This is a genomic window from Gammaproteobacteria bacterium, assembly GCA_027296625.1.
Lineage (GTDB): Bacteria > Pseudomonadota > Gammaproteobacteria > JAKEHO01 > JAKEHO01 > JAKEHO01.
The window spans coordinates 34,310-51,915 of sequence record JAPUIX010000028.1; the positions used below are offsets into that span (position 1 = coordinate 34,310).

Annotated in this window: 14 protein-coding genes; 4 read left to right on the forward strand and 10 right to left on the reverse strand. The window is 54.9% G+C overall.

The annotated features are described in order from the left end of the window. Window positions 1–29: 29 nt before the first annotated feature. From O6944_01275 to O6944_01300, 6 genes are all read right to left on the reverse strand, one after another. Window positions 30–1,097: a class III poly(R)-hydroxyalkanoic acid synthase subunit PhaC gene (locus tag O6944_01275; GenBank protein ID MCZ6717780.1), complete on the reverse strand. Its 1,068-nt coding sequence runs from the start codon at window positions 1,095–1,097 to the stop codon at window positions 30–32. Further along, window positions 1,094–2,212: a class III poly(R)-hydroxyalkanoic acid synthase subunit PhaE gene (gene phaE, locus O6944_01280; protein MCZ6717781.1), complete on the reverse strand. Its 1,119-nt coding sequence runs from the start codon at window positions 2,210–2,212 to the stop codon at window positions 1,094–1,096. The genes O6944_01275 and phaE overlap by 4 nt, the downstream gene beginning before the upstream one ends. Before the next feature lie 133 nt (window positions 2,213–2,345). Next, on the reverse strand, window positions 2,346–4,286 hold the full coding sequence (gene acs / locus O6944_01285; GenBank protein MCZ6717782.1) for an acetate--CoA ligase: 1,941 nt from the start codon (window positions 4,284–4,286) through the stop codon (window positions 2,346–2,348). A gap of 155 nt (window positions 4,287–4,441) precedes the next feature. Beyond that, window positions 4,442–7,873 (reverse strand): UvrD-helicase domain-containing protein, encoded by a 3,432-nt coding sequence (locus O6944_01290; GenBank protein MCZ6717783.1) that lies wholly within the window; start codon window positions 7,871–7,873, stop codon window positions 4,442–4,444. Further along, entirely contained in the window at window positions 7,863–10,586 is a 2,724-nt protein-coding gene (locus O6944_01295; protein ID MCZ6717784.1) for a PD-(D/E)XK nuclease family protein, read from the reverse strand. Before O6944_01295 ends, O6944_01290 begins: the two co-directional genes overlap by 11 nt. Window positions 10,587–10,757: 171 nt before the next feature. After that, complete coding sequence (locus O6944_01300) at window positions 10,758–11,204, reverse strand: Hsp20/alpha crystallin family protein (protein MCZ6717785.1); 447 nt, start codon at window positions 11,202–11,204, stop codon at window positions 10,758–10,760. 235 nt (window positions 11,205–11,439) lie between these two features. Here O6944_01300 and O6944_01305 point away from each other — a divergent pair, with 235 nt between their 5' ends. Further along, window positions 11,440–12,153: a hypothetical protein gene (locus tag O6944_01305; GenBank protein MCZ6717786.1), complete on the forward strand. Its 714-nt coding sequence runs from the start codon at window positions 11,440–11,442 to the stop codon at window positions 12,151–12,153. A 233-nt stretch (window positions 12,154–12,386) separates the two neighbouring features. Next, window positions 12,387–13,406 (forward strand): L-histidine N(alpha)-methyltransferase, encoded by a 1,020-nt coding sequence (gene egtD, locus O6944_01310; protein MCZ6717787.1) that lies wholly within the window; start codon window positions 12,387–12,389, stop codon window positions 13,404–13,406. Here egtD and O6944_01315 read toward each other — a convergent pair. The 4 genes from O6944_01315 to O6944_01330 all read right to left on the reverse strand — a co-directional run bounded on the left by O6944_01315 (window position 13,385) and on the right by O6944_01330 (window position 16,482). Continuing rightward, the gene (locus O6944_01315; protein ID MCZ6717788.1) at window positions 13,385–13,990 is read right to left on the reverse strand and encodes a hypothetical protein; all 606 of its coding nucleotides are present in this window, start codon (window positions 13,988–13,990) and stop codon (window positions 13,385–13,387) included. The genes egtD and O6944_01315 overlap by 22 nt on opposite strands. Next, on the reverse strand, window positions 13,987–14,223 hold the full coding sequence (locus O6944_01320) for an FAD-binding protein (protein ID MCZ6717789.1): 237 nt from the start codon (window positions 14,221–14,223) through the stop codon (window positions 13,987–13,989). The genes O6944_01315 and O6944_01320 overlap by 4 nt, the downstream gene beginning before the upstream one ends. A 765-nt stretch (window positions 14,224–14,988) precedes the next feature. Beyond that, on the reverse strand, window positions 14,989–15,570 hold the full coding sequence (locus O6944_01325) for a tetratricopeptide repeat protein (protein MCZ6717790.1): 582 nt from the start codon (window positions 15,568–15,570) through the stop codon (window positions 14,989–14,991). Window positions 15,571–15,828: 258 nt separating this feature from the next. Continuing rightward, the gene (locus O6944_01330; protein MCZ6717791.1) at window positions 15,829–16,482 is read right to left on the reverse strand and encodes a site-2 protease family protein; all 654 of its coding nucleotides are present in this window, start codon (window positions 16,480–16,482) and stop codon (window positions 15,829–15,831) included. 324 nt (window positions 16,483–16,806) lie between these two features. On the opposite strand from O6944_01330, the gene O6944_01335 reads away from it, so the two are divergent. Together O6944_01335 and O6944_01340 are read left to right on the forward strand one after the other, a co-directional pair. Then, the gene (locus O6944_01335) at window positions 16,807–16,998 is read left to right on the forward strand and encodes a hypothetical protein (protein MCZ6717792.1); all 192 of its coding nucleotides are present in this window, start codon (window positions 16,807–16,809) and stop codon (window positions 16,996–16,998) included. 36 nt (window positions 16,999–17,034) lie between these two features. Further along, window positions 17,035–17,277 carry a hypothetical protein gene (locus tag O6944_01340; GenBank protein MCZ6717793.1) on the forward strand — a complete coding sequence of 81 codons (243 nt, stop codon included), beginning with the start codon at window positions 17,035–17,037 and terminating at the stop codon, window positions 17,275–17,277. The last annotated feature ends 329 nt before the right edge of the window (window positions 17,278–17,606 follow it).

Below are 17,606 nucleotides of genomic sequence, written 5' to 3' on the forward strand. Positions count from 1 at the left end.
GGCCTGATGCAAACCCAACTAGACTTTATTTAAGTCCGTTCGTCCAACCACTCCCCAATGGCGGGTGGTACCATTCCCTGGGCTTTGCCACTCACATAGATCCCGATGTGTCCCCCCGGGAACTCCAGCACTGTATAGTCCTTCGTACCGACATACTCCTTAAGCGCAATGGAAGAGGCGGGTGGCACCAAGTGGTCAGCAGCGGCATAGATATTAAGCACCGGCACGGTGATGTCCTTAAGATCCACATTGCGATCACCTATCTTGACGGTGCCTTTAATGAGGCCATTCTGTTGATAGAAATCTTTGGTGAACTGCCGAAAGGCTTCGCCCGCCTGGTCAGGACTATCTAATATCCACTTCTCCATACGCATAAAATTCTTGGCCTTCTCTGGATCATCCAACATATTAACCAGGTCAATGTATTTCTGCCCCATTAGTCTGAAAGGTTTCAGGGACACGAACGTCCAGTTAAGCAATTCCCCGGGGATATTCCCCATGGTGTCCACCATAAGATCGACATCCACTTTTCGGACCCAATGACTCAATAGATCCATGGGCGTGTGAAAATCGACAGGCGTCACCATCGTGATGAGGTTGCGGACCTTCTGCATGTGCAGGGCGGTGTAGCATAAGCTGAAGGTGCCACCCTGACAGATGCCGAGCAGATTGATCGCCTCCAGGCTATGACGTTTGCGGATAACATCTACGCAACGGTCAATATAGCCATCAATGTAGTCGGTTAGTGTGAGGAACTTGTCTGCCCCGTCCGGGTAACCCCAGTCGATCAGATAAACATCAAGACCCGCATCGAGTAGTCCTTGGACCATGGAGCGGCCTTCCTGCAGGTCGGCGATGTAGGGGCGATTGACGAGCGCATAGACAATTAAAACGGGTATCGGGTTACACACGCGTTCGGCGCGCGGCTTGAACCGGTAAAGGGCGAGCTTGTCCTCGAAATACACTCCCTCTTTGGGGGTGACGCCGACATCGATCTCCCCAATCTCGCTAAGCGTCTTCAGACCATGAGCGAGCTTGGTGTTAAATTCTTGGATCTCCTGGAGCGCCTGGTCCGGTCTTATTTGAAACGGCATCATGATGTGCGCCCCGTGCTTTTGGTCACCCGTCTTTTTCTCTTGACCGTCGCTTTCTTCCTGCCCGACCTGCTTCGCGTTACCGGCTCGGTTCGCGTTGGGGTCCGGCGTTTGGGAGTGATTCCGGCGCTGCCTTGAAGCTCGGCCTTCAGGGCGTTCAGTTCGGCCCGCACGGCCTTAAGTTCCCGACGCAGTTCCTGCTGTCGAGATTGGACGGTGTCAAAGTCGGTCCGGCTTGGCATATTCATTCCGCCAAGCGCCTCATCCACCATAGAGCGGCCCCGGTGCTTCAGTACCATCAGTGCATTAACCAGCCGACCGTAAAGCTCGGCGTATTCTTCAGTAAGTACAAACTCAGCATACGCCGCTTCGCTGCAGTCCACCCAGAGGTCATAGACCTCGCGGAGACTCTTTAGATCCTTGCCCTCCTCCGCGATGTCCACAATCTTTTGCTTAAGGTGCTCTAGGGCATCGATTCCGACCTTGCCAAACGCATTGACATATTCGTACATCGCCGTTTGATACTCACCGCCTAGCCGCAACCATTCCTGCACCTGCTCTTGCGACTCGCGCGTGTAGCCGACACCGGGCACCGATAGAAATCGGTCCGCAGCGCTTCTCACGCCCTCGGGCTTTAGCCCTTTCAAGATGTCGCCCGGTAACACGGACATGGACGATACCGTCCGTCGCCAGGTATCCAATGGCAGTGTCCAGAATCCGTCCATTCCGCGCATGGCATCACTCACACCCGCGTGGGACTTCTCGATGGACGCTGTCATCTGGGCAAATCTGGAATCCAATTGCTCTACCCAATACTCAGATGACCCTGTGGTTTCAGCCATATCATGCAAGAACTTGGTGAACTCGTCTGAGATCGCAAAGAACGCCTTGGCCTGATCAATCACGTGAGTGAAAAAATCATACGACTCGCCAGGTGCCGCCGGGGCAACGGCCTTCCACCAGTGATCGAGGGCCTCAGCCCAGGCGGCGCCCGCCATGCCGCCCGGCACCTGTTCCTCACGGGCCTTTTGGCTTAGCGAAGCCCACGCGTCCCAGTACTGGCGCTGCGCTTCCAGCCATTCGGGGTTCCAAAACGGCAAGGTCGTCTTTTCGTCCATTTTCGAAGAAACCACAATCGCGCTTCAGGCAACGAAGCCCATCGGCGGCGGTATTATTTAGCTAACACGTCAAATTTCATCCTACCACGGCTTATATTGCAGTGCAACATAAGGTCCCGGCCCCCCGCCCTGCTCACGAGGTATTTGCCCGATTTTCAACGAGTTGCTCGACTACCGACGGATCGGAGAGGGTGCTGGTATCACCCAGCTGGTCCAGTTCATTGGCCGCCACTCTGCGCAGGATCCGGCGCATGATTTTACCGGAACGTGTCTTGGGCAGGCCCGGCGCCCACTGGATGACATCGGGCGTTGCGATTGGGCCGATCTCCTTTCGCACGTGTTTGACCAGCTCGGAGCGCAAGGCAGCCGACGGCTCAAATCCTGACATCAGCGTGACATAGGCATAGATCCCTTGCCCCTTGATGTCATGGGGATATCCGACGACGGCGGCTTCAGCCACCGCTTCATGAAGTACCAAAGCACTTTCAACCTCGGCTGTCCCCATGCGGTGACCCGCGACGTTGATGACATCATCGACACGCCCGGTTATCCAGTAATACCCATCTACATCGCGGCGGGCCCCATCCCCAGTGAAATAGTTACCCGGAAACATCTTAAAGTAGGTATCAATGAAGCGCTGGTGGTCGCCGTAGAGAGTCCGCATCTGACCAGGCCACGGCCTCGTAATGACCAACGTGCCTTCGGCAGGGCCCTCCAAAATATTACCGTCGCCGTCGACGATGGCCGGCACGACGCCGAAAAAGGGCCGTGCGACAGAGCCTGGTTTCAAAGGAGTAGCACCAGGCAGCGGCGTTATCAAAATACCACCCGTTTCCGTCTGCCACCACGTATCAACCACGGGAGAGCGTCCTTCACCAACCACCTGGTGATACCACTCCCAGGCCTCCGGGTTGATTGGCTCGCCGACCGTACCAAGGATCCGGAGGCTTTTACGGCTCGTGCGCTCGACATATTCATCGCCCTGAGCCATCAAGGCACGGATCGCAGTCGGCGCAGTATAAAAGGTCTCGACCTTGTGCTTGTCCACCACCTCCCAGAAGCGGCTAGCGCTGGGATAGGTTGGTATACCCTCAAACATAAGTGTCGTAGCCCCGTTGCACAACGGTCCATACACGATATAGGAATGTCCCGTCACCCAGCCCACATCAGCAGTACACCAATAAATATCTGCATCGTGATAGTCGAAGATGTATTTGTGAGTTATCGCGGCAAAAAGAAGATAACCGCCCGTGGTGTGCAAAACGCCCTTCGGTTTCCCAGTCGAGCCCGAGGTGTAAAGAATAAACAGCGGGTCTTCAGCATTCATTTCTTCCGGTGGACAGTCTTTTGACACGCTTGCCATCTCATCGTGGTACCAAACATCCCGGCCCGTTTTCCACTCGATTTCCCCACCACTTCGTTGCAGTACAACAACCGTGCGAACATTCGGGCATGATTCCAACGCCTTATCGGCATTCGACTTCAATGGAACAATTCGGCCACCACGAATTCCTTCATCTGCAGTAATCACAGTACGACAATCTGAATCCAGAATGCGGTTCTTTAAAGACTCCGGTGAAAAACCGCCGAATACAACGGAATGAATTGCACCAATTCGGGCGCAGGCGAGCATGGCGATGGCTGCCTCTGGGACCATGGGCAGGTAGATACACACGGGATCGCCCTTCTTAACTCCATGGGCCTTTAGCACGTTGGCGAACCGGCAAACCTGCTCATGCAGCTCTCGGTAGGTAAGCTTTTTATCGACAGCCGGATCATCGCTTTCCCAGATGATAGCCACCTGATCGCCACGGATATCGAGATGCCGATCGAGACAATTGTATGATGCATTTAGCTTGGCACCTTCAAACCATCTGATCTTACCCTTAGCAAAGTCCCAATCCTGAACCCGATCCCATCGCTCGAACCAGCTGACAAACTGCTCTGCCTGTTCCGCCCAAAACCCGTCCGTGTCGGTAATGGAACGCTCATACATCGCTTCATATTGTTTGGCATTGATGTGTGCGCTTTTCGTGATTGACTCAGGCACCTCATAAACTTTGTTGGCCAACATGATCTCCCTCCTCTAGAGCTCAATATTCTTCATCTAATGTGTGCTCAAGTTTGCTGATGAATATCCTGCCGCCGAACGATTGGAATTTAAGCATGAAGCCGCACACATGAACAGTGACCCACCTTGGAAAGAGCTGGTGCGAGTTGGCTTTCCGGCTATTGAGCTCGCCACTCCCGCCAACCGCACAAGAGAGGAAAATAGAGACCCAGACGAATCGGCTGCGGTTCGAACTGAGCCATCAGCTCAGCGTAGCGCTCGAGCTGATCACGGTAACGTTCCTGTTCCCGGTCTAGGAACTCATCAAGATCTCTACCCTCATGGTGACCGGTCTTGTAATCGATGATCCAACGTACGCCATCCTCATCTACAAAGCTGCGGTCTAGGACGACATTGACCACCGCGCCACGGTAGACGCCCGTCAACGCGTATTCACTACGCCCCTCATGGTGCCGGTTCAGTATCCAGCGACCACGGGAATCATTCAGCGTGTTAATGAGCGCTTGTCGCACACGCACTGATGCTTGGTCCAGCCCAGCTTCCGATACGCCCAACCTGGCGAGCATCGCTCTGGATTGCGGTTGCAGGGCGTTGAGGCGCACTTCATTCCACTGCTCAACCCCATCGGCTGCGATCCACTGTAGGATCTTATGGACGACGTTGCCGACATGGCGGAGGGTTTCATGTGCCCACCAAAACTCAACCGCTTCATGCCAAGCATTCACCTCGTGCGGCAGTGACCAGCCCCGATTCCAAGCAACCGGCGCAGGTGGCTCTGGCAACTTCCAGTTCAGTTTGAGCCGTTGAAGTTTAGGCCGCGTCACTTGAGGATTTACTGCCTCAGTCCCCTTCGTTTCATCGAACCCTTCGAATCCGGATGCACCCGGAGCGCTGGTCACATCGTGTGAGACAGCAGCCCAGAGCACTGCCAGTAAAGAGCCCTTTGCAGGCTTTAATCCGTTCTCCGCCCTGATTGTGCAATGCCCTAACAGATACAGGCGCTTCTTGGCGCGCGTTGCGGCCACATAGAGCAGCCGGCCCGCCTCCCAGCGCGCCTTCTCGTTATCCAACGATCGCAGATATTGATAGATAGGGTCTTCCGCTGCGCCGCTCTCCTTGATCGGCGCAAGGAGCAGGTCCTCTTCAGCTGAGGTGCGGGGACGTTCCATCGAGTTCAGCAGACGAGCCTCTTCTGCAGGAGGAACGTTACCAAGCCCCGGCACAATGACCGTATCAAACTCAAGTCCCTTTGCCTTGTGGATGGTCATGATCTGCAGGCGTTCATCCGCCGCCACGTCGGGCGCCGCATAGAGCGCTCCTGCTTCCGCTTCCAAGGTATCAAGGTCCGAGAGGTTGCCGCCGTCGTCCAGTTCGTCTAACAGCAAAAAGTAGGCGCGAGCATTTGCCAGATCGGTTTCACTGTCAACACAGGCAGGCCCCCCCAGTGCTAACCATGTTCCTTCCACGAAGCGGCTGAGTGAGCGTCGATGCCGCTCCCTCATGCTTGAACTTAAGACCTTTCGCGCGCGCAATAAGCGTCGCTGGCCGTCTCGGCTTAAGCGCACCGTCCGGGACTCATCCTGAATGAGTTCCCATAGGACGCGCTCGTGTTCGTCGCCAGCCAGCGCGAAGAGATCCGCCAGCGTCAAACCGCACCAGGGGGCTCGCAGGATAGAGAGCCAGGCAGTGCGATCAGCGACATGAACTAAGGCCCGGGTAAGGGCCAACAGATCCTGGACGACGGGTCGATCTGAAAGTGGTTCGATCTCGATCGCACGAAATCGAAGGCCCCCCTCTCTCAGGCGGGGCACAATCGCCGCAAGATGAGAGCGGCTTCGTACAAGGATCGCCACAGAACCCTGCATATCCTTCCGTCGCGCCGCTTCGACGAGTGCCACGACCCGATCGGCCTCCACTTGCAGGTCCTTCCCTGGCACGGGATAGACGTCAACAGCCGTGCCGCCCATATCCGGCTTCACGGCATCGGACCTTGAATAGGGCACGGCCCCAGTGGCAATCGACTCTGAGGCCGGCAGAATCTTCGCAAAGACCGCATTGACCCAGTCGACAATCCCTCCCTGCGAGCGGAAATTTACGCTTAAGCTAAGCGGTCGAAGCGGCACAGTCCCTAGGTAGCCGAGGCGCTGCGTACGCAGAAAAAGACCGACTTCCGCCTGGCGGAATCGATAGATTGACTGCATGGGATCGCCGACCAAAAACAGGGTGCGCCCATCGCCCTGCTCCCAACCCGCCGTGAGTCGGGTTAATAACTCAAATTGAGTAACCGAGGTGTCCTGAAACTCGTCGACCAGTAAATGGCGAATGCGATAATCAAGTGCCAGTGCCAAATCGGTCGGCGCGTCGGCCGCACCCAGTGCCGTGATCGCGGCCTCGGCCACCTCAACAAAATCCACCTGATTTCGCATTGCGAATACCAGGCGCAACTGCCCAACCGCCATCGGCAGCAACTCGAACAGCGCCTCCATCACTTCCCACTGTGCGTCGGCGTAGCCCGTGAGCGGAAGTAACTGCGAGCCTTGAAGCGCATGCCGAAAGGCCTCCGAGTCCCGAAGCCTCTTCACCAAGGAATGGAAGCGGTCCTTCATCCGTTCACGTGCTTCCCTAGCAGCGGGATCGCTAACATCGCTCGGTGCAGGAAAACCGATTTCACTGTTTGCACTCTTTCGCCAGGCGCCCTCTTTAGTCAAAAACAACCGGCCCAGGCCTCGCCAAGCGTCGAGGGCACCGATACCTGCGTCCGGAAAGCGCTCCCGCGCAAACCACACTCGTATTGGTGAATCGCGCCCTTCCCGCTCGAGGTGTGCTGCCGCATAGCCGGCAAGCGCCAGAATCTCAGCGGCGCATTCCTCGGGTACGCTATCACGAAGCGCCTGTAAGGCATCGCAGACTGCATTTTGCAGCGCTCTCTCAAGAGTGCCCCGCTCAATGCGGGGATTATCCCGATCCGCGACATGGCGCAACCACTGATCGCGCCGGGCCAGCATCCGCACCAACAGGTCCTCAACCTTTTGAAGATCATTATCCTGATGCATCAGCAAGCATTCGATGGCGCCCGACCAAATCTGGTCATTTTCAAGCTCAGCCACTGTGTTGCGCGCGGCTTGACGATAGAGTTCCTCTGGACCTTCAATCACGGCCGGTTGCACACCAAAGCGTGACAGCACTGGCATCTGTCGGGTCAACGAAGCACACAGGGAGTCAATCGTCTGAATGCGAAGCCGACCGGGGTTGTCCTCGATGTGCCAATTTCGTTGACTCTCCCATTGCAGCACCGTGCGCGCCAAGTCCCAAGTCATGCGCTCGTATCCCGCTGGCGGTGCTGGCTTAGCACGTGCGAATCGCAGTGCGGAAACAATCCGGTCTCGCATCTCCGCGACCGCCTTGCGCGTAAAGGTGATGGCGATGATCTCTTCGGGATTTTCGACCCGTGCGAGCAGTGTCAGGTAGCGCTGGACGAGCAGCTCAGTCTTACCTGAGCCGGCCGGCGCGCGAACGATAAAAGAGTCAGCCGGATTGAGCGCCCATTTGCGCACCTGTTCATCGGCGACCTGCACCGTATCAGCCGCCACCGACCGCCTCCCTTACTTTTACGTTGCGCTGCTCGCGTAACTCGTTGACCCGACAAAACGTCCCCAGCCAGCAATGGCGGCACGTGGCCGGGTAGGCCCTGGGGTCAACCTGCGCGTCGCCGCTTTGAAAGGCCTCACCGAGTCTTTCCAATACGTCCCGCCACGCCTCGAACAGCGCCTCCCATGAAGTATATTTTTGGGAGTATCGGGTCTGTGAGAATGACTGAACGCCCGGAACGATGTCGGCTTCCCGGGAGAAACCCACAAAACGCATCTCGCCGGTACTTAGCTTGGCAAACAGAACAGCCGAAATATCTTCCCCCGCCTCGGTGGCATAGAGCGGAAGTTGTGGGTCCGCAGGCCGCTCACCAACCCAATCATCGGGGCTCGCTTTACCTGTCTTATAGTCGATCACAATCGTGCGTCCATCGGATAAGCGATCGATGCGATCGACCTGTGTCCTGATCTCAAGGCCTCCCATTGAAATTCTGTGTTGGAGTTCACGCTCGACTACCGTAAAGGGCACGCGCTCACGCTCGACGCACAACCATTTACGACTCAATCTCGCCAGCCGCCGTATTTCCAGCGCCGCAAAGCGATCGGTGATGACGTGGGGGTATTCCGCCTGAAAGGCTGCAACGGCCCTCGCTGCTGCATGAGTAACCAACCGCTCGAGCGTCCGGCCGGAAGTCTTAGCCAACTGGTCCTGACTCTTGAGCTCTGCCCAGAGGTACTCCAATGCGCGGTGGACAAGCTTCCCCCGCGTGGCCGCGTCCAAACCCACTTGGCTGGTAGGAAGTGCATTCGCCCTCAGCCGATGTACGGCAAAGGCACGAAATGGACAGGCGGCTTGGTCTTTGAAGAGGCTCGCGCCGCCACTTACGCGCTCGCCTTTGGGCACGGGCGGCGCCTTGAAATCCTCGAGCGATTCAAGCCAACGGGATCCGTAGATGCGCGCGCAATAGTTCGGTGCGCCTGCGCTGGAGTGTGGCGGTTTGTCGAGCTCACTAACATGCCCGATCAATGCGCTTGCGCGCAATGGACGCTCACCGTCGCTTTGCGGGTAACTCAAGATCACGCGCTCAGCAGACGTTATCAGCCGGCTTATCAGATTCTGTGCGTACTCGGCCTCCCGCTCCGGTGTCGCGTGCGGCAGACCGTGCTGGCGCTGAAGATCTATGGGAATGAAGGGGCTCGGCCGCCCCATGGTTGAAAAGGTATCGTCGCTCAGGCCCATGACCCACAAGTGATCAAAGGACAGCCCCGCAGCCTCCAACGTGCCCAGTACCTGCACCGGGACATCAGGACTCTTTGGCTGAAATACTTGCCCGGAAACCAAGCCTCTGAAGCGTGTATAGGCTTCGACAAGATCAAACGAAGGGACTACAGCATCCAGCGTGGCAAAGTCTTCGAGTAGCTCACGCCATGCCGCGACCGTTTGGTACTCATGACTGTTCAAGGGGCGCTGACCTGGCCAACCGAGAGCCTTCAGAAGGCGAGTAAAAGACGCCGACCAAATGCTTGGTGCCTGGCGGGTTAGCAAGGTGCCCAACGCATCGCGCCAGTGGGTGAGACGTTCGGCGAGTACCGGACAGGCAAAAGGTTGCAGCTTGCCGGCCGTATCGAGGGCGCCGACAAAGCGGCCGAGAACGTCGATCGGGACCCGCAATCCACCCAGCTTTCTCAAACGCTCATCGAGGAGCGCCCGCCTAGCCACCTCTTCTTCCGCGCCCGCCAGATGGGGCGAGCGCAACAACACACTCAGTTTCTCAAGAGGCAGGGAACCCCGGACCAGCTCCAGGATCAGCAGCGCCGTATGGATAATGGGATATCGTGAGAGTGGGAGACCCAGTGTGATGTTATAGGGTCGATCGAAAACGGGAGTTCTTGGGAGCACTGTCTCCGGTAACAGAATATCATCGAAAATCGCTTCAATGCGAGGGCGCAAGGCGGCAAGGTTTGGGACGACAACTCCGATGCGGGTCATCTTCCCCTGCTCAAATAGAGCGCGCGCCCAAAGTGCGGCTGCATTGATCTCTGCGGTAACGTCCGCCAGTCCCGTCCGCACAGCACGCCCTGCAGACTGAGCTGACTCGACCTCGCAAACTTCTGTGCCGCAGCGTTTCAGCGCATCGAGCAGCTCAAGCTGCTGGGGCGTGAACTCATCGAAACCCGTAAGCAACACGTGCGTTGCTATGAGATTCTTTTCTTGGGTTAAGCGCTCGGCGAGAATAGGCGAGAGCTGTGCGGTATCCAGCCAACCGTGAACAGCACACCGGTCCACATAAAGGCGCGCCCATCGAGTAAAGGCGCGCGTATCCTCATTCATCAAGGAGTCAGGGAAAGGCCATTGTATTTGCCATTCATTCAAGAGCTTCCAAGCTTCGCGCGCAGCCTTGGCTGTGGCTGGAACCTGCAAAAGCAACTCGGCTTCAGAGGATTCGCTAATGATCCTTTCCCAGAGCGCTTGCTCCTGAAATGAATTCAGCAGCGTCTGGACCCGAGAAGCATCCTGTTCCCCGGCCGGCAGAATCTGGGACCAGCATCGCACAAGCCACGTCGACCAAGGAAGAATGTCCGGCGTCTCCCACACGACGTGCCCCCTGGCGAGCATCGCGGTAATAAAGCGGGAGTGAAAATGACGCGCCAAGCGCCGATTCACGGTGACCAGAGTCGCGCCATCTTCCAATGCATGCATCAGCTCCGATCGCATGCGACGATTATCCCTCATCGGCGACGCTGCTGTAATACGACTGAGGACTGAGGACTGATCCCAGCGACCCGTATTACGGTCACCAAAGGACCTCCCAAACGCAAGGCGTCGTGCTACGACGCGTAGACGGGCCCGCAACCGGTCCCGTCTACGGGACCGGTTGCGGCTATTTTAGTGACTTACTGTAATCCGACGCGGTTGTGATTCCTCCCGCTTCGGGATCACGACTTCCAAGACGCCATCCTTACCCTTCGCACTGATCTTCTCGGCATCGGCGCTCTCTGGCAAGGTGAAGCGACGATGGAACATGCCATGGGCACGTTCAACGCGAGTGTAACCCTTCTCCTCATCCCGCGTTTCCTTGACGCGCTCCCCCTTGATGGTCAGCACACCATCTTTTGTCGTAACGTCGATCTCACGGGGGTCGACCCCCGGGATGTCCGCCACTACGACATATTGGGTTTCTTCTTCCTTGATATCCACAGCCGGGCTCCAGCTGCTGGTAATTACGTTTCCGTTATCTTCCGGATACTTACCAAAGAGTCCCTCGAACAGTTTATCAAAGTCGCTGCTGGCATCATTCCACAGTGTCCAGGGCCGTTTAACTAACAGATTCATGGAAACTTTCCTCCTATCCAAGTTAAATTGAACCACTTTGTTTCCAAAATGGGGCCACTGTTCGCCATTTTCAAGTGCAAATTCGTGATCACCTCACCGAGAGCAGGCCACGGGGCACATATCGTACGTCCATCTTCCGGTCCAGATTTGTGCACATGTTGACAAGATTAACCTGTTGAATTCCAAAGATTCCGCTACACTGAAATAGGCAGTATTGAACGACTAGGCACTAACGATGCAACATTTGGATTTCGCTGTAACTGACCTCAGCCGACTTGGAGATCGGGATCTCAAGTTCATCATCGAGAACTTCCCTGAACCAGGACGAAGTTATGAGGAGGTTGCCCGGGTGATGCACGAGCTTCCCACAACGTTTGAATCGCTCCTAAACAGCGAGTTTCTTTATCAGAAGGTCTGTGATAAAAGCGTGGTTCTTTTGGATATCTCACCATTCCTGTTATTTAATGTATTGTTGCGCCATACTTTGTCCGGCCATCGCACATCAAACGACAGAAAAATCGTTAATTACATTGCCAACCTACTGAGCATTTTTGTCCATGCAGACCGGGTCCATCGCATACGACCACACGACGAAGCCACGTATGAATACCTCGTTGATATGATCCAGGAGGCGCGATTATCGGAGTCACGGCGGCAGTTCTTGATCTATTCACATATCGGTAATTATTCGCTGTTCATCTCAGGACTCTTTCCGGAATGGATTGAATACCGGCACCGTTATAAGAAGCGACCGATCAATTCGAAATACTATATCGATTTTGGTCGTACCTACTACGGGCTTGCCGCCAAACACCCAATGGCACGCCAGTTCCACTTGGACGATGTTTTCTTGCGTCTTGCAATGATGTTCGAATCATACAAAGCGACGCTAAACGATATTGCCAGGAACTACCTGTTTGCCCCGAAAGAGTCCTTGGTTCAAGCCTGAAAAGGGAGCCGCAGGCGCAACGACTAAAAGGTGAGTACTTACACCGGCGATAATCACGTCGGCCGCCCTCTGACACACTGTTCCATTTTTGCTGACTATCAAACAGGTAGGCGCACGGTAGTACGGCAGTCCCCTAGCCTCGCGATCAAAACGCATCTGATAATTGGCCGTTGGAATTCTGCGACGTCGATGTTAGCCTAACGAAAAAGCTGAAGCGGCCTACGAGGGAGGTTATGCAAGTATCTCAGCACTACGCCGGGGATGTCGGCTATCCTGGTTGCGTCGTTGTTCCACCCACTCGAGAGGTGCCGGAGCTAGCCGAGGATGTTCTTTGTGGCATTCTGACACCTCCCAGATCACTTCCACCTAAGTATTTCTATGATGGCTACGGATCGCTATTGTTTGAACGCATCTGCGGCACGTCTGAATATTACCTGACGCGCACGGAAGAAGAGCTCTTGGTCCGCTTCGCGGAACCAATAGTCTCCATGATAAAGGGCGACGAGATTCTCGAGCTGGGAAGTGGTAACTGCCGGAAAACCCGGCATTTGTTTGACGCCTGCGAAAAGCAACAGCACATTTGTTCATATGCGCCATTTGACGTCTGTGAGGAAGTATTGCTTCAGGCGGCCGATGCTTTGCGGTCAGAATACAGTTGGCTCGAAGTCACACCACTATTGGGCGACTACCACGCAGGCCTTGCAAACCTACCTCGAGCTATCGGGACACGGATCTTCACATTCTTGGGAAGTACAATCGGCAACTTTGAGGGAGATGCTGCAATTCAATTCCTTACGGAAATTCGCGAGTGCATGCGCCCCGGCGACTGGTTGCTGCTCGGTGCTGATCGAGTAAAGGACCCGCGCGTATTACATGCGGCCTATAACGACCAACAGGGAATTACAGCGGAATTCAACCTCAATGTATTAAGGGTGTTGAATCGTGAATTGAACGCAAACTTTGATCTGAAAGGCTTTTCGCATGACGCCGTCTACAATGATGTCCTTGAACAAGTGGAAATGTTCCTTGTTGCAAACAAGTCACAGTGCGTTCAGTTCAAGGATTTAGCCAAAGAAGTTACCTTTGAAAAAGGGGAAAAAATTCTGACTGAAATCAGTCGGAAGTTCACTTCCAAAGGTTTACACGAGATGATTGAAGCTGCCGGGCTCTGCGTTATCAAGCACTATGAACCTGAAAACCGCTACTTCTCGCTGATACTGGCACAACTTCTTCATGACCCTGGGCCGAACTGATCGGCGCCCCCTCCAATTCTATCTGTCGATTTCAGCGCGACCTGCATTAGCTCCGCGGGATGTAGCGCGGATACGCCCGTCCCATCGACAATCTGATGCCGGCAACTTGTCCCCGTTGCAACAATGAGAGTATCTGCTGCGGCCGCCCGAATTTCAGGGAAAAGCACCAACTCGCCGATCTGCCGGGAGATGTCATAGTGTTCAGCCTCATAACCGAAGGCCCCTGCCATCCCGCAGCAGCCTGACGGGATCACATTCGTGTTGGGGATCATCCTGAGCACGTCGATGCTTGGTTGCATTCCGCCCAGCGCTTTTTGATGACAATGTCCATGTAGCAAGATCCGGCGTGGCATGTTGTCAAAAATGCTAACGTCTAGCGTTCCAGCCTTGGCTTGATCAAGCATGAATTCTTCAAATAACAGACTTTGCTTTGCAACCAACCTAGCTTTCGCATGCATTAAATCGTTATTTAGTAAATCAATCGCTTCACCTCGAAAGGTCAGGCTCTCTGACGGTTCTAGTCCAACAATGGACATACCTTCTTTGGCGTATGGATAAATCGCGACTACGGCATCTCGAATCATTGCCCTGCCAAACTGGTGCCAGCGCCCCGAGGAATGAGCGGCACCCGGTGTCTCGCAGCAAATTGCATGATGCGAACACAATCCTGCCGGTGAAAGGGTCGTACCACGCCAATTGGGAGTTGCTGATATGGTGAGGCGTCAGTGGCAAATAGGGCGCGGGACACAGAGTCAGTGAGTACTTCCCCATCAAGCTCTTTCTGAAGCGCCTCAAGCAGGCGGGACGAGATCTTCATAGTGATTTCGAACCTCTTCGAACAGCGCCTCAGCGTGCGAATGTCCATCACGCTCACGTGATAATAACCCCCAGACATTGACCGGTTCAGACCTGGGTGTCCGATCAACGCAAGGATAGGTCGGGCAACAGCCGCTGGCCACCGTCGCGGATGCCAAGGAAGGGAGTTATCGACGCAACGTCCTTCCCAGACGCCCTCTCACGGGGCAGGTGATTTTGATGGGTGGGCGCTTCGGTGATCGAGGCGTCGGGCGGGGGGGCAGATCGGGCCCAACAGCACCCCTTAGAGCACGCTGAGTACCTGCATCAACCCGTACAGCGTTAACAGGATCCACACCATCCGTATGGCTATGTTCAGTTTTTCCATCCCATTCGAATCCATGGTCGCGTACCCCCTGACACAGTGAATACTTATTTTAATAGATTAAAATTAATAGCTTAGGCTAGTTTCCTAATATAGTCTATCTAATAGATATTATCAAGAAATCATCATATCTTATTGTTTTACAATCATTTTATACGCCTATCGGGCGGTGGTGAGGGGTGGGGCACCAAGGGCAGGGCACGGGCATCGAGGGAGCTCGTTTGGACCCGTTTCACCACTGCGTGATGAACGGTCGATTGAGCCATCACGCCAATCGGGGACCTGATGGTCGACGAGGTGTTCAGTGACGGGCTTGGGCCGTTCGCTAACGTCTTAGATGCGTGCGGCGAGGCGGGGTAATTTAGTTGTTTGGGTAGAGAGTGGTGGGGTGATGAGTGTGGGTTATTTTATTGCGTAGTTCTTTAAGAGTTCTTGGGAGAGTTGTTCAGCTTCATGGCGTTGGGTGGGGGTCAGGTCTCTTGCGGCGATGTCTCGATCTTGTTGTGCCGCCTGGTTTCCGGCTTCTGCGGCGACATGGAACCATGCGTAAGCGTATACCGGGTTCTTCTCTACCCCGCGGCCTGCGCTGTACATATATCCCAGCGCCTGTTGGGCCTCGGGGACCCCTTGCACAGCCGCTTTTCGAAACCATTCGACGGCCATCGCGTAGTCCTGTAAGACGCCTTCACCAAAGGTATAGGCAACGCCGAGATTGTATTGGGCCTCGGCATACCCCTGTTCAGCAGACTTCCAGTACCATCGACCTGCCTCGGCATGGTCCTGTGGGACACCCTCGCCGTAGGCATAGGCAAGGCCAAGTATGCATTGGGCCCGTGGATCGCCTTCCTCGGCCAATCCCCTGAAGGTCTCAATGGCAGCAGCGTAGTCGCCTTTCTCATACGCGGCAATGGCGGTGTCATAGTTTGCCGACGAGCCGGCGGCTAGTACAAAGAGTAAAATCGTTGAAAGCAAAAGCTTGGTCATTCTTGGCGTTCCATCAGCTCGGGTTTGTTCCCCCGAGGCTGAGCAGCGTATTTTAGCACAATTTTTTTATCCGAGGCCAGCTAAGGCGGCTGCATCGTCAGTGGGCTTGTACCAAAATTATCACGCAAAAACAAATGCTTAGGATATCGCTGTCGGAAGATCCCCTGCCCCGCGGGGAAGAACAATGCAATGGGTCCCAAAGCCGTCAAGGAATCCCCAGTTCAGGGGCGGCTGGGGCAGCCGCCCGCACCCCGCGCCTCAGAGGCCCACAAAATGGTAGACAAGCTGCTGAAAGCCCAGGATGAGTGGCCACAGCCACTTGCCCAGCAGGCCGGAGATCAGCAGGACGAGCAGAATAATCAAGCCATACGGCTCAATACGGCTGAGCTGCCAGGCCATTGGGCCCGGTAGCATGGCCGACAACACGCGAGAGCCATCGAGCGGCGGCAGGGGAAACAGATTCAGGATCAAGAGAATGCTGTTGATGAAAACGCCAGCCCGTCCCATATAGGCCAACGGCTGAGCTACCCAGTCCAGGGAACCTGCCAGGATGACTGCGAGTTTCACGAGTGCTGCCCAGAAAATGATCATCAAGAGATTCGCGGCAGGCCCAGCTATTGCCACCAACGCCATATCGCGCTTTGGGTTTTTGAGGTTTTCCCAGGTCACCGGGACCGGTTTTGCCCACCCAAAAATAAAACCGCCCGCTAGGAGCAGTACCGTCGGTACCAAAACCGTGCCAATGGGGTCCACGTGTTTAATCGGGTTCAACGTCAGGCGACCAAGCATCTCAGCCGTTGGGTCCCCGAGCCGACGGGCCATCCAACCATGGGCCAATTCATGAAAAGTAATGGCAAATAGCACCGGGGGCGCCCAAACGAGGATCTTCTGAAGGAGGCTGAGCTCGTTCACAGAGTCATTATACCGCCGCTCACCGCATAGACGATGTTAGTCGGACAGAGCGTTCTGCACCCAACACGAAAAAAGGAGACCGATCAATTCCCCCGCCGTCAATCGAAACGTTCTTCAAATTCCGTTTGGTTCTTTCGCACGGCTGAGCGGCTACTTTCTCAGAAAACCTGGTAGGTACTGCTTATAATTCAGCAGCCGCACTATGGCTAATCGCTGTTAAATCAACAGCATATCCAATGCCTTACAGGTGCCTAAAGCATCTGAAAGCACACAAAAGCATGCGCGGTTGTCTCACATGCGTCACAGGCATCGCGAGGTGAACCCGTGCAAGCCTACATAAAATTCATGGAATTCTGTATCGCTTGGATGTTGCGCTTGGTGGTCGTGGCGATATTGGTGAGTGCTCTTTACGTTGTCTTCAAAACCTCGGACGCACCGGCACCACCGGATGAGATAGAAACGGACTACACCGAACCCTGGCGGCACCTCGGCAAAACCTACACTTGGTCCGCATAACCATTCACACACTTAATCACTAACGAGGACTCAACTATGCACGACACAACAAAAGAAATCCCACAGCCCATTACCGAGAATGACCGCTGGCGATGGTTGCATCAAAAGTTGACGGGGCTAATGAAGCGCGTCGGCGATATGGAAAATGATGTGCACTCCACGACCTGCGTCATGGCCGACCTGGAAGCGTCACTGGCCCCGCGTCTCGACGTACTGGAAACAAAGCTGGATGAGCTACTTCATCGCACATCAAGACAGGACGTAAGCCCGAGCGAGTAATCTTCCATCACATCAAGCGGGATAGTCAGAGATAACCCAGGCACCGCCCGCACCCAAAAATAAATCTGTCCCAATTTTTCGAATTAGGCAATAACTTGCCTGGTGCCACGACATTTAGGAAAAGTAGAGCAGCCCCAGAATTGATTAAAACGAAGGGTTGGTGTGAGAGGATGATTCCCATGCTGTACCTAGTGCGGCATGGGCTGGGGATTAGTTTGGACGAGGTTATAGATAAGTCGGAGTGGCGATTGGCAAATCGGCATTTAAGAAAACTAGAGTTATTAAAAAATTGGTAGATTAGGCCGTGCGCTTTTATGGTAGGGCCGTAC